The organism is Bradyrhizobium sp. DOA9, assembly GCF_000617845.2.
GTDB lineage: Bacteria > Pseudomonadota > Alphaproteobacteria > Rhizobiales > Xanthobacteraceae > Bradyrhizobium.
In genome coordinates this window covers 1,305,000-1,316,905 of the sequence record NZ_DF820425.1, presented here as the reverse complement: position 1 = coordinate 1,316,905, position 11,906 = coordinate 1,305,000, and the positions used below count along the sequence as shown (strand labels likewise).

Here is an 11,906-nt window from a genome sequence, read left to right as displayed (position 1 = left end):
GCTTCGTCGCAATGGCTCCTCGCAATGACGTTGAGAGAGCGGTGTTTCACGTGAAACAAGCGGAGGCCCGCTCGTGTTTCACGTGAAGCAGAAGAAATGGAACAAGCGCTAGTTCTACAATGAAGAACTAGCGCTACTTTCCGATACAGAATTTCTGAAAGATGGCGCCGAGGACGTCCTCGACGTCCACGCGGCCCAAGAGCCGGCCCAAGGCGTAGGCCGCGGCGCGCAGCTCTTCGGCCGCGAGCTCCTCGCCGTCTTCTACAAGGTCCAGGCTCCGGCGCAAACTGTCTGAGGCCCGGCTCAACAACTCCCGCTGGCGGGCCCGGGTGACCAGGGCCCCCTCAGTCGTCCCGAAGAACTCCGAAGCGAATTTCACCAGCGCCTCGACCAGCTCGGGGATGCCGTCGCCCCGGCTTGCCGAGATCCCGAACTCATCGCGCGGCCTAGCTCCTGCGACCCCGCCGAGATCGATCTTGTTCCGGACGATCCAGACCGAGCCGCCGGACGAAGCAACACCGTTCACCGATGTCCAGCGCGAGCGCATTATATCGGGATCGACGGCCTGCCCGCCCTCCACCAACCACAGCACCAGATCGGCGTCCCCGGCTCGCGCGCGGGCGCGGCGTACGCCTTCCTGCTCGACGGGATCGTCAGTCTCGCGGATGCCGGCGGTGTCGATCACCGTGACCGGGTAGCCGTCGAGATCGAGCTGCACCTCGATCACGTCACGCGTGGTGCCGGCGTGCGGCGAGACGATCGCGACCTCGCGGCGCGCCAGCTGGTTGATGAGCGTCGACTTGCCGACATTCGGCTCGCCAGCGATCGCAACCACGAGGCCGTCGCGCAGCCGTTCAGAATGTCCCTGTGCCGCAAGGACTTCTGCGATCTCGTCATGAAGCGCCTTGATCGCTTTCACGGCCGGCGCCCGCAGTTCCGCCGGCACGTCGCCTTCATCGGAAAAATCGATGCCGGCCTCGATCAGCGCGGAGGCTTCGATGATGCGCTCGCGCCAGTCGCGCGCGCGGTCGCCGAGCAGGCCCTGCAACTGGCGCAGCGCCTGCCGGCGCTGGCGGTCGGTGTCGGCGTGAATGAGGTCGTCGAGGCCCTCGGCCTCGGTGAGGTCGAGCTTGCCGTTCTCGAAGGCGCGCCGGGTGAACTCGCCGGGCTCCGCCGCGCGCGTATTCGATATATCCGAAATTTCTCTGAGCAGCGCCGCCAGTACCGCGCGGCCGCCATGGACGTGAAATTCGGCGATGTCCTCCCCCGTCGCGCTGCCCGGTCCCGGAAGCCAGAGCACGACCGCATCGTCGATCGGCCGGCCCGCCCCGTCCCGGAGCAGCCGGCGGCTCGCCTTTCGCGGCACCGGCAGCCGGCCGGCAAGCGTCGTCAACACGAGGCCGGCTTGCGAGCCGGAGACGCGGACCACGGCGATCGCGCTCGGTCCCCGGCCGGATGACAGCGCAAAAATGGTCTGGTCTCGCGGATGCATGGGCCTATTTGTGCGGCTGTCGCCGAAAACGCAAACGTCCGGTTTTCGCGATCGAGCCAACGGTGCTTTGCTGCGCCAGATTCCGCAGTAGATCTAATATTGCCCCGCAATATATCTGCAGCATTTGCTGCAGATCGCCTGATCTGCTGATAGAGAGGTGGACCAAGGCTATAGGATTATTTCGTCAGATCAATGACTTACGGAGGAGTTGAGACCGGCCTACGGCTTACCGTCCATGCTGCATCTTCGCTGCAGCAGAACCGCAGCAAAAAGGGCGCCCGAAGGCGCCCCGAACTTTTTGCTGCAGTGCACTCAGGTATTCATGGAGTCGAAGAACTCCGAATTGCTCTTGGTCGAGCGCAGCTTGTCGAGCAGGAAGTCGATCGCGTCCATCGTGCCCATCGGATTGAGGATACGGCGGAGCACGTACATCTTCTTGAGCACCTGCGGATCGGTGATGAGCTCCTCCTTGCGGGTGCCGGACCGCGAGATGTCGATCGCCGGGAAGGTGCGCTTGTCCGAGACCTTGCGGTCCAGGATCAGCTCGGAGTTACCGGTGCCCTTGAACTCCTCGAAGATGACTTCGTCCATGCGGCTGCCGGTATCGACCAGCGCGGTCGCGATGATGGTCAGCGAGCCGCCCTCCTCGATGTTGCGGGCCGCGCCGAAGAAGCGCTTCGGGCGTTGCAGCGCGTTGGCGTCGACACCGCCGGTCAGCACCTTGCCGGATGACGGCACGACGGTGTTGTAGGCGCGCCCCAAGCGCGTGATCGAATCCAGCAGGATCACGACATCGCGGCCATGCTCGACCAGGCGTTTCGCTTTTTCGATCACCATTTCGGCAACCTGGACGTGGCGCACCGCCGGCTCGTCGAAGGTCGAGGACACGACCTCGCCCTTCACCGAGCGCTGCATGTCAGTGACTTCTTCCGGACGCTCGTCGATCAGGAGCACGATCAGATAGCATTCGGGGTGATTGTGCGTGATCGAGTGCGCGATGTTCTGCATCAGCACGGTCTTGCCGGTGCGCGGCGGCGCCACGATCAGCGCGCGCTGGCCCTTGCCGATCGGCGCAACGATGTCGATCACGCGTGCGGACAGGTCTTTCCGCGTCGGATCGTCGATCTCCATGCGGAAACGCTGATTCGGAAACAGCGGCGTGAGGTTGTCGAAATTGACCTTGTGCTTGGCCTTTTCCGGGTCCTCGAAATTGAGCGTGTTGACCTTCAGCAGCGCGAAGTAGCGCTCGCCCTCTTTCGGGCTGCGGATGTGGCCTTCGATGGTGTCGCCGGTGCGCAGGCCGAAACGGCGGATCTGCGAGGGCGAAACGTAGATGTCGTCCGGACCCGGCAGATAATTCGCATCGGGTGAGCGGAGAAAGCCGAAGCCGTCGGAGAGAACCTCGACGACACCCTCGCCGACGATATCTGTCTCGGCGAGCGAAAGCTGCTTGAGGATGGCGAACAGCAGCTCCTGCTTGCGCATGGTGCTGGCGTTCTCGACCCCGTTCTCTTCCGCGAACGAGACCAGCTCGGCCGGGGTTTTCGACTTGAGGTCCTGGAGTTTGATTTCCCGCATTGGGGTGGTCCTGTGGGGTAACCTGAAAAGAGGGGGGTGCGAGGAGGCTCTGAAATGCGGACGCGAGCAGGTGCAGGTAAGGTCCGCAGGTCTGGCAAGGAGAGTGCCGGAGAGGCTTCAAACCTGATGCGGTATCCAGCCTCTGGAAGGCTCGGACACAACCACATCCGCCTGCGTTGGGTGGGATGTCGACAATATAGAAAATCGCCTAGCGCTCCGCAAGCCGAAGCGCTGAGCTAATCGCCGCGCGTTTTGCCTAGAACGGCTTCACGATCACCATGATCACGATGACAATCATCAGGACGGTCGGCACCTCATTGATAATCCGATAGAATTTTTGGCTTCGCGGGCGCTTGTCAGCGGCGAAATCCTTGACCCAGCGGGAAAAAAAGCCGTGGACCGCCGAGAGCACCAGGACCAGTGCCAGTTTTACGTGCAGCCAGCCGAACGAGAACCAATGGCCGGACCAGGCGAGATAGAGCCCGGCGAGCCAGGTGACCGTCATCGCGGGGTTGATGATCGCCTTGAGCAGCCGGCGTTCCATGATTTTGAACGTCTCGGACTGCTTCGAGCCGATTTCGGCCTCGCAATGATAGACGAACAGCCGCGGCAGATAGAGCATGCCGGCCATCCAGGAGATGACGGCGATCACGTGGAGCGCCTTGATCCAGAGATAGACGTCTTCGAACATTTTCGGGGGTCCGGCTTGCTGCCCGCTCGGGGAACGCTGGGGATAGTAAGAACTCGTTAAGGTCTTACCCCGCACACATATCCCTCGGATGCGCCTTCCTCAAATCTAGAATCTTAGATTCTTAAGGTTTGAGTCTATGTGACCGTGGATTGGACTCACGCAATTCCGTCCGCGCGTTCGCGTGCGCTTGTTCACATCCATCCACATGTCCCGGACAGCCTTTATCGACTTCCGATAAATCAGTCGGCGTCAAAGGCTTGCGCGTTTGTATCGGCAGCTTATCAAGGGACTTGTCCGCGCAATCCCGCTTCCCTCCCGGCGGGGCGCCGGACTTGTCCTGACCGGCAGCGGTGTGAAGAAAATCGCTGCTTGTCCCGCCCCTGGTGTCGCGCATCCCTTTCCGAGGGGTTAAGCTCCACAGAAATCCACAAACCGCCCCAACGAAATTCAAAGGGTTTTTGTGCCGACCTCGAACAATTATTTCCATCTCCACCTGGTCTCGGACTCCACCGGTGAGACGCTCATCACCGTGGCGCGCGCGGTCGCGGCGCAATACGCCAACGTGACGCCGGTCGAGCACGTCTATCCGCTGGTGCGTAGCCAGAAACAGCTCGACCGCGTGCTCGACGAGATCGAGGAAGCGCCGGGAATCGTGCTGTTCACGCTGCTCGAGAAGGACCTGGTCGCCAGACTCGAGGACAAGTGCAAGCAGATCAATGTTCCGAGCCTGTCGATCATCGGGCCGGTGATGCAGCTGTTCGAAGCCTATCTGGGCGCAGCGACCACCGGCCGTGTCGGTGCCCAGCACGTGCTCAATGCGGAATATTTCAAACGCATCGACGCACTGAACTACACGATGATCCATGACGACGGTCAGCATGTCGAAGGTCTCGACGAGGCCGACGTGGTGCTGGTCGGGGTATCCCGCACTTCGAAGACGCCGACGTCGATCTATCTCGCCAATCGCGGCATCCGCACCGCCAACGTGCCGCTGGTGCCAGGCATTCCGGTGCCGCCGCAACTGGAGACATTGACGCGGCCGCTGGTGGTCAGCCTGCACGCGACGCCGGAACGCCTGATTCAGATCCGGCAGAATCGCCTGCTGTCCATGGGCGCCGAGTCCGGCAGCCGCAGCGACACCTACACCGACAGGCAGTCGGTCACCGAGGAGGTCGCGTTCGCGCGCAAGCTGAGCGCCAAGCATGACTGGCCACTGCTGGACGTGACGCGCCGCTCCATCGAGGAAACCGCGGCGGCGATCATGAAGCTGTACAGCGATCGCCAGCGCAACCGGCCGTCCGAGTAAGCTTCGGCCATGAATGCGTGGCGCGGCATATCCCCGCTGATCCTGGCCTCGCAAAGCAGCGCGCGCAAAATGCTGCTGGCCAATGCCGGGCTGGATTTCGAAGCCGTCACGGCTGACATCGACGAGCGCGGCATTCAGGCTGCGTCAAGACTTTCGGACCCGCGCGAGATCGCCCTGTTGCTGGCGCGCGAGAAGGCCAGGGCGGTCTCTTCCGGTCATCCCGGACACTTCGTGATTGGCGCCGACCAGACGCTGGCCCTCGGGAACCGTCTCTTCAACAAACCGGCTGGGCGCGCCCAGGCGCTGGCGCAATTGCGCGACCTCGCCGGTGAGACGCACGAGCTGAATTCAGCCATCGCCGTGGCGCGGGATGGCAGGATCGTCTTCGAGGATGTTTCCGTGGCGCGCATGACCATGCGGCCCGTGAGCGAAGCCGAGCTTTCGGCCTATCTCGACGCCGCCGGCGAGGCCGTGACCAGAAGCGTCGGCGCCTATCAGCTCGAGGGCCTCGGCATCCATCTGTTTGCGCACATCGAGGGCGATCATTTCACCATCCTCGGCCTGCCGCTGCTGCCGCTGCTTGCCTATCTGCGCAGCGAGCGGCTAATTGCGTTGTAGATGCGACAGAAGGCTGGGTGCTGAATGCGGATTCTCGGACTGACCGGCTCGATCGGGATGGGCAAGTCCACCACCGCGAAATTGTTCGCGGAGGCCGGCGTTCCCGTCTACGACGCCGATGCCGCCGTGCATCAGCTCTATGAGGGCGAGGCCGCCCCCGCGATCGAGGCCGCCTTCCCCGGCACCACCGCGAACGGCAAGGTCGACCGGCAAAAGCTGTCGGCGCGCGTCGTGCACGATCCTGCCGCGATCAAGCAGCTCGAGCAGATCGTTCACCCCATGCTCGGCGCTTCCCGGCAGAAATTCTTTGCCGAAGCCGCCAAGGCGCCCGTCGTGGTGCTGGACATCCCGCTGCTGTTCGAGACCGGCGGCGAGAAGCGGGTCGATGCGGTGGTCGTGGTCTCGACTTCGCCGGAGCTGCAGCGCCAGCGAGTGCTGGCGCGCGGCACGATGGACGAGGCCAAGCTAGAGGCCATCATCGCCAAGCAGATGCCGGATGCCGAGAAGCGCAAGCGGGCCGATTTCGTGGTGGATACCTCACATGGACTTGACCCGGTGCGAGCCCAAATCGCGCACATCCTGGCCGAGGTCGTTAAGATGCCGCAGCGGCGCGCCTGATTCGCCGCCTCACACGGCTATCAACAGACATGCGTGAAATCGTTCTCGATACTGAGACCACCGGCCTCGATCCGCTGCGCGGCGACCGGTTGGTCGAGATCGGCTGCGTCGAGATCTTCAACCGCATGCCGACCGGACAGACGTATCACGTCTACATCAACCCCGAGCGGGACATGCCGGCGGAGGCGTTTGCGGTGCACGGATTGTCGTCCGAATTCCTGGCGACCAAGCCGTTGTTCTACGAGGTCGCCGACGACTTTCTCGCGTTCATCGGCGACGCCCCGCTGGTGATCCACAACGCCTCGTTCGACATCGGCTTCATCAATGCCGAGCTCGACCGCATCAAGCGCGCTGCGATCCCGCGTGAGCGCCTGGTCGATACCCTGCTGCTGGCGCGTCGCAAGCATCCTGGCGTGTCCAACCGGCTCGACGATCTCTGCTCGCGCTATTCGATCGACAATTCACACCGCACCAAGCACGGCGCGCTGCTGGACGCCGAACTGCTGGCCGAGGTCTATGTCGATCTGGTCGGGGCGCGGCAGTCGCAGCTGCTGCTGGCCTCGAATGCCGAGGAGATCGGGGTCAGCGGCGCCGGCGATGCGCCGCGGCGGCAACGTCCGGTGCCGCTCGCGCCGCGGATTTCGGAAGCTGAGCGCGAGGCCCATCGGGCCTTCATCGCAACCATGGGCGACAAGGCGATCTGGAACGAGTACCTGCCCGGTCCAGCCGCGGCCGCGGTGGCTCAGGCCTGACCGGCTTGGCCCTGAGCGGCCATTTGCCGCTCCATGTTCTGCCGATAGAGGCCGACGAAGTCGACCGGATCCAGCATCAGCGGCGGGAACCCGCCGTCGCGCACTGCGGTTGCGATGATTTCGCGCGCGAACGGGAACAACAGGCGCGGGCACTCAATCATGACCAGCGGATGCAGGTTCTCCTTCGGCACGTTGACGATCCGGAACACGCCGGCATAGGCGAGCTCGAACGAGAACATCAGTTTACCTGCGGTCTCGGCCTTGCCCTCGACCGACAACGTCACCTCGAATTCCTGTTCGCTGAGATTGTTGGCGCTGACGTTGATTTGAATGTTGATCTGCGGCGGCTGGCTCTGCTGCTGGAGCGAGCCCGGCGCGTTGGGATTTTCGAACGAGAGGTCCTTGGTATATTGCGCCAGCACGTTGAGCTGGGGAGCCTGGGCCGCCTCGGGAGGGGTGCCGTTACCGTTGGTCATGAAAGTGTCTCCTTACCCGATTGGGGCTGAATTTCGCGGCGGTTGGCTAACATAGGGCCTACTCGTTCCACAAGGACGAACGGTCCCGGACCGGGAATTCAGGCTGAGCCCGCGCCTTGGACGTTCATCCTGCCTTTTTCGCGAAATTTCGCCTTAAACGATTGAAGATGCGCGATTTCCGGCCAGGATCGGGTTTCCCCTTAAGCATAAAACGCGCTACACTTGGCGCTGTGCCAAAAGGCGCCATTGGCCGGGCAAGATTTCGTGCCTACATCCCACGGGACCTGACGTGGACCGAAAATGGTGATGTAGACTTGCCGTTTCCGTTGGGAACGGTCTACTGGCCGGATTGATTTTCCCGGCAACGAGCCCTGACAAGACCAGAAAGCGAATACGACGTGGACATCTACACCATCATATTCCTGGCGCTGGCCGTCTTCATCTTCCTGCGGCTGCGGAGCGTGCTGGGGCAGCGCACGGGCAACGAGCGGCCGCCGTTCGATCGCACCGCCGCCCGCAATGCGCTGGGAGGTGCCCAGGACAACAACGTCGTGACCGTGCCGGGCAAGGTGATCGACCAGGCCCCGCTGGCGCCGACGGCCGAGCCGACCGCGCCGGCCGATCGCTGGAAAGGGCTGGCCGAACCGGGCACTGAGCTGGCGCAGGGTCTCGACGCCATCCTCGAGAAGGATTCCAGCTTCGACCCGCGCCATTTCCTCTCGGGCGCGCGCGGCGCCTACGAGATGATCGTGCTGGCCTTCGCCAATGGCGACCGCCGCGCGCTGCGCGATCTGTTGTCGTCGGACGTCTATGACAGCTTCGACGCCGCGATCAAGGAGCGCGAGAAGAACGAGCAGAAGACCGAGACGCGCTTCGTGTCGATCGACAAGGCCGAGCTCGTCGGCGCCGAGCTGCGCGATCGCAGTGCGCAGCTCACCGTACGCTTCGTTTCGCAGATGATCTCGGCCACCCGCGACAAGGCCGGCAACATCGTCGACGGCAGCGCCGACACGGTCGCCGACATCACCGATATCTGGACTTTCGCCCGCGATATCTCCTCTCGCGATCCGAACTGGAAGCTGGTTGGCACCGGAAGCGCGAATTAAGATTTTCCTGAAGAACAGCGCGACGGCGCTTTGCGCAGGCGCCGTCGTGCTGGCGTCGTTTTCGCTCGGTGCCGAAGCGGCGCGGCGTCATCACCGCAGTCACCACCATCATCTGCCGAGAACGCCTGCCGCTCCGCCGCGGGCCTTGCCCTATCCGCAGCTTTCCCTGCCGTTCGAAATTCCCGGTGCGCAATATCTGCCGCTGGCCTGGACGGACGTGAAGGGATGGGGCGACGACAATCATCTCGCCGCCTACAAGACCTTCCGTGCCAGCTGCAAACCGATCAATGCGCAGAACGGCGAAGCCAAGGCCGAGCCCAAGGCTTTGGGCAGCTCGCTCAGCGAGCCTTGCCGGGCTGCCAAGACGCTCGATCTCGCCGACGATGCCAAAGCGAAGACCTTCTTCGAGGAGAATTTCACGCCGCTGCGGATCTCGCGGCTCGGCGAGCCCGAAGGCTTCGTCACCGGCTATTACGAGCCGGTGCTGGAGGGATCGCGCACGCAGACCGATGTCTACAACGTGCCGGTCTATCGCCGTCCCTCGAACCTGTTCGTGCGCGGCTACAAGCAGGATTCGCTCAGCCTGCCCAACAAGGGCCCGGTCTATCGCAAGATCGGCCGCCGCAAGCTGGTGCCCTATTACGACCGCGGCGAGATCGAGGATGGCAAGATCGCAGGCCGCGGGCTCGAGATCGCCTGGCTGAAGGATCCGACCGATCTGTTGTTCGCGCAGATCCAGGGCTCGGCCCGCATCAAGTTCGAGGACGGCAGCTCGGTCCGACTCAATTACGACGCCTATAACGGCTATCCCTACACGGCGGTCGGTCGCATCCTGATCGAGCGCGGCATCATCCCGAGAGAGGAGATGTCGATGCAGAGGATCAGGGAGTGGATGGCGCAGAACCCCGACGGCGCCAAGGAGCTGCGGCGCGCGAACCGCGCCTACATCTTCTTCCGCGAGGTCAACCTCTCCGACAAGGAGGAGGCAGTCGGCGCGCAGGGCATTCCGCTGACCGCGGGGCGCTCGATCGCGGTCGACAAATCGCTGCATGTCTACGGCACGCCGTTCTTCATCGAGGGCGAGCTGCCGATCGAGTCAGAACGCACCAAGACGCCGTTTCGCCGGCTGATGATCGCGCAGGACACCGGCTCGGCCATCATCGGGCCTGCGCGTGCCGATCTGTTTTTCGGCGCCGGCGCGGAAGCCGGCCGCGTCTCGGGGCGGCTGCGCCATCCCATGCAATTCGTGATGCTGGTGCCGAAGAGCCTCGATCCGGCGCCGCGCGCCGCGAAGCTGCCGATCCCGGACCCAAGGCCCGCCGAGAAGATCGCAAAGCTGTTTCCGCAGACCGATCCGGCCAAGACCGGCACGCCTGTCGCCGCGGCGGCGCAAGGCAAGACCGAAACGATTGCCGTCGCCGGCCCGGTTCCGCTGCCGGTGCCGCGTCCCGCGATCGAGCCTGCCCCTGAGCCGCGCCGTCCGGCGAAGAATCGTCCTCATCGCCCGCAATGAAACGGCCGTCCCGTCCGCCCGTGCTGGAGCCCCGCCCCTCGCCGCGCCGTCGCGCGCTGAGCGAGGAAGAGCGCGAGCTGTGGGATCTCGTTGCAAAGCACGTCAAGCCGCTGCGGAAGTATCGCGCGGCCAAGGCGCATGCCGCCCCGCGCACCGAGGCGTCGCCCGCGACCGAGGTGACCAGGCCTTCGCCACCGCCTAGGCCGGTTACCGCTGCACCGGCGCCGCGCGCCGCAAAGCCGTCGATCCCGCCGCTTGCGCCGCTCGGCAAGCGCGAGCGGACGAAGCTGTCGCGCGGCCGCAGCGAGATCGAGGCGCGGCTCGATCTGCACGGCATGACCCAGATGCGCGCCCATCGCGCGCTGGCCGGCTTCCTGCACCGCGCCCATCAGGACGGCCTCACCTTCGTGCTCGTCATCACCGGCAAGGGACGCAGCGGCGGCGAAAGCGGCGTGCTCCGCCGCCAGGTGCCGGAATGGCTGAGCCTGCCCGAATTCCGCGCCTTCGTCGTCGGCTTCGAGGAAGCCGCGATCGGCCATGGCGGCGAGGGGGCGCTGTATGTGCGGATCAGGCGGGCGCGGGGGTAGCAGTCTCGGCGCATGCGAGCACCGCCTAAAATGGCCGGATGATTCCGACGCGTGGGATCAGCGTGATGATGAGGCCGAAAATGTTGGTCTTCCGATCCTCCGCCGGAATCGGGGCAGCTTCCTGCCTGGCCGGCAGCATCTTCACCGCATGCAGCATCAGGAACATGCAGACCGCCCAGTTCGAGATCCAGCGCGAATAGTCGAACACCATCGCGAACATCACGAGATAGGCGATGCTGATGCCGAGCAGGGCTGTCATGACGAGCCGCTTGTGCAGATCGCAGGCGAGCGCGCCGACCAGGCTGGCGAAGAAGCGCCACAGCGGCGTGTGCAGCCAGATCAATAGCGCGAACACGGGCAGGCCGAGGATGTTGTGCGGCAGGCGGCCCCAGGTGTCCGCAACCTCTTTCGCCAGCGGCTGGTACCAGATGTAGGCGAATTGCAAGAGGTCTGTGCGCGCAGGATCGACCATCCGGCTCTTCAGATAGGCGACGAAGTCCGCTTCGGGGATCGGCATCGTTCCCAGAAACTGCGCGGCGAAGAACAGCGCGGAGACGGCGGCGAGGGCGATCACACCGAAGACGACATTGCTGCGGCGGCAGCCGCAAGCGAGATAGTGCCGGATCACGACGATGGTGATGATCGTCGGCACGTACATCAGGAGATGAATGTGATGGATCAGCACGAGGATGACCGAGAACAGCGCAGCCGTCGCCACGAAGAGAAGCGAGCCGGCTGGCACGAGCAGCAGGATGATCGCCAGCGCGCAGCCATAGATGTCGAAATGGCCGAGCGTGTGCATGAAGTTCTTCAGGAAGAACGGCGAGCCCGCGGTGAAGACGAATAGCGGCAGCGTTTTCGCGGAGAAGCCGAACGTCGTCTGGAACAGCCTGGCATAGAGGCCCAGCGTTGCAAGCCACGTCGCCCCGCCGAGCGCGAACACCAGCCAAACCGGCACTTTCGCCGTGAACAGCGCGACGATGGCCCCGATCAGCGCGCGCTTGATGAAGCCGAAATGATAATCGACCAGGAGATGGATGTAGGGGACGTAAGGCGGCAGCTGGATCTTGTGGACGAAGACGCCGACGATGATCGCCGCGTTGATCGCGAGCAGGAGCCGCCAGGGATTTTGCAGGATGGGTACGGTCACGCCGCATCAATAGCGCGAC

The 11,906-nt window shown here is 63.8% G+C and carries 12 protein-coding genes; 7 read left to right on the top strand and 5 right to left on the bottom strand.

Translation table 11 applies throughout. The annotated features are described in order from the left end of the window. Positions 1-133 precede the first annotated feature (133 nt). The 3 genes from mnmE to hemJ all read right to left on the bottom strand — a co-directional run bounded on the left by mnmE (position 134) and on the right by hemJ (position 3,761). A complete protein-coding gene (mnmE, locus tag BDOA9_RS06105) occupies positions 134-1,492 on the bottom strand; it encodes a tRNA uridine-5-carboxymethylaminomethyl(34) synthesis GTPase MnmE (protein WP_025033061.1) in 1,359 nt (452 codons plus the stop codon). Positions 1,493-1,804: 312 nt separating this feature from the next. Then, a complete protein-coding gene (gene rho / locus BDOA9_RS06100; protein ID WP_011083462.1) occupies positions 1,805-3,070 on the bottom strand; it encodes a transcription termination factor Rho in 1,266 nt (421 codons plus the stop codon). Between the two features lie 256 nt (positions 3,071-3,326). Further along, entirely contained in the window at positions 3,327-3,761 is a 435-nt protein-coding gene (gene hemJ, locus BDOA9_RS06095; protein ID WP_025033060.1) for a protoporphyrinogen oxidase HemJ, read from the bottom strand. A 460-nt stretch (positions 3,762-4,221) separates the two neighbouring features. Between hemJ and BDOA9_RS06090 the strand changes: the two genes are divergently transcribed. From BDOA9_RS06090 to dnaQ, 4 genes are read left to right on the top strand one after another with little or no spacing between them, the layout of a single operon-like run. After that, on the top strand, positions 4,222-5,067 hold the full coding sequence (locus BDOA9_RS06090; protein ID WP_025033059.1) for a pyruvate, water dikinase regulatory protein: 846 nt from the start codon (positions 4,222-4,224) through the stop codon (positions 5,065-5,067). A 9-nt stretch (positions 5,068-5,076) separates the two neighbouring features. Continuing rightward, a complete protein-coding gene (locus tag BDOA9_RS06085) occupies positions 5,077-5,685 on the top strand; it encodes a Maf family protein (RefSeq protein ID WP_025033058.1) in 609 nt (202 codons plus the stop codon). 24 nt (positions 5,686-5,709) lie between these two features. Further along, on the top strand, positions 5,710-6,303 hold the full coding sequence (gene coaE, locus BDOA9_RS06080; protein WP_025033057.1) for a dephospho-CoA kinase: 594 nt from the start codon (positions 5,710-5,712) through the stop codon (positions 6,301-6,303). A 29-nt stretch (positions 6,304-6,332) separates the two neighbouring features. After that, complete coding sequence (dnaQ, locus tag BDOA9_RS06075) at positions 6,333-7,055, top strand: DNA polymerase III subunit epsilon (protein WP_025033056.1); 723 nt, start codon at positions 6,333-6,335, stop codon at positions 7,053-7,055. Here dnaQ and secB read toward each other — a convergent pair. Then, entirely contained in the window at positions 7,046-7,531 is a 486-nt protein-coding gene (gene secB / locus BDOA9_RS06070) for a protein-export chaperone SecB (protein ID WP_025033055.1), read from the bottom strand. The genes dnaQ and secB overlap by 10 nt on opposite strands. 398 nt (positions 7,532-7,929) lie before the next feature. Between secB and BDOA9_RS06065 the strand changes: the two genes are divergently transcribed. Genes BDOA9_RS06065 through BDOA9_RS06055 form a run of 3 tightly spaced genes read left to right on the top strand, consistent with a single transcriptional unit; the run spans position 7,930 to position 10,737 of the window. Beyond that, a complete protein-coding gene (locus BDOA9_RS06065; RefSeq protein ID WP_025033054.1) occupies positions 7,930-8,637 on the top strand; it encodes a Tim44/TimA family putative adaptor protein in 708 nt (235 codons plus the stop codon). After that, entirely contained in the window at positions 8,615-10,150 is a 1,536-nt protein-coding gene (gene mltA, locus BDOA9_RS06060) for a murein transglycosylase A (protein ID WP_025033053.1), read from the top strand. The genes BDOA9_RS06065 and mltA overlap by 23 nt, the downstream gene beginning before the upstream one ends. Then, positions 10,147-10,737, top strand: coding sequence for a Smr/MutS family protein (locus BDOA9_RS06055; protein ID WP_025033052.1), 591 nt, complete (start codon positions 10,147-10,149; stop codon positions 10,735-10,737). The genes mltA and BDOA9_RS06055 overlap by 4 nt, the downstream gene beginning before the upstream one ends. Positions 10,738-10,762: 25 nt before the next feature. On the opposite strand, the gene BDOA9_RS06050 is transcribed toward BDOA9_RS06055, so the two are convergent. Continuing rightward, positions 10,763-11,887, bottom strand: coding sequence for a hypothetical protein (locus BDOA9_RS06050; RefSeq protein WP_025033051.1), 1,125 nt, complete (start codon positions 11,885-11,887; stop codon positions 10,763-10,765). Between the last annotated feature and the right edge of the window lie 19 nt (positions 11,888-11,906).

Coding starts and splice junctions, on each gene's coding strand:
- coaE (WP_025033057.1), top strand. CDS start 5,710: ATGCGGATTCTCGGACTGACCGGCTCGATCGGGATGGGCAAGTCCACC.
- BDOA9_RS06085 (WP_025033058.1), top strand. CDS start 5,077: ATGAATGCGTGGCGCGGCATATCCCCGCTGATCCTGGCCTCGCAAAGC.
- dnaQ (WP_025033056.1), top strand. CDS start 6,333: ATGCGTGAAATCGTTCTCGATACTGAGACCACCGGCCTCGATCCGCTG.
- rho (WP_011083462.1), bottom strand. CDS start 3,070: ATGCGGGAAATCAAACTCCAGGACCTCAAGTCGAAAACCCCGGCCGAG.
- secB (WP_025033055.1), bottom strand. CDS start 7,531: ATGACCAACGGTAACGGCACCCCTCCCGAGGCGGCCCAGGCTCCCCAG.
- BDOA9_RS06055 (WP_025033052.1), top strand. CDS start 10,147: ATGAAACGGCCGTCCCGTCCGCCCGTGCTGGAGCCCCGCCCCTCGCCG.
- hemJ (WP_025033060.1), bottom strand. CDS start 3,761: ATGTTCGAAGACGTCTATCTCTGGATCAAGGCGCTCCACGTGATCGCC.
- mnmE (WP_025033061.1), bottom strand. CDS start 1,492: ATGCATCCGCGAGACCAGACCATTTTTGCGCTGTCATCCGGCCGGGGA.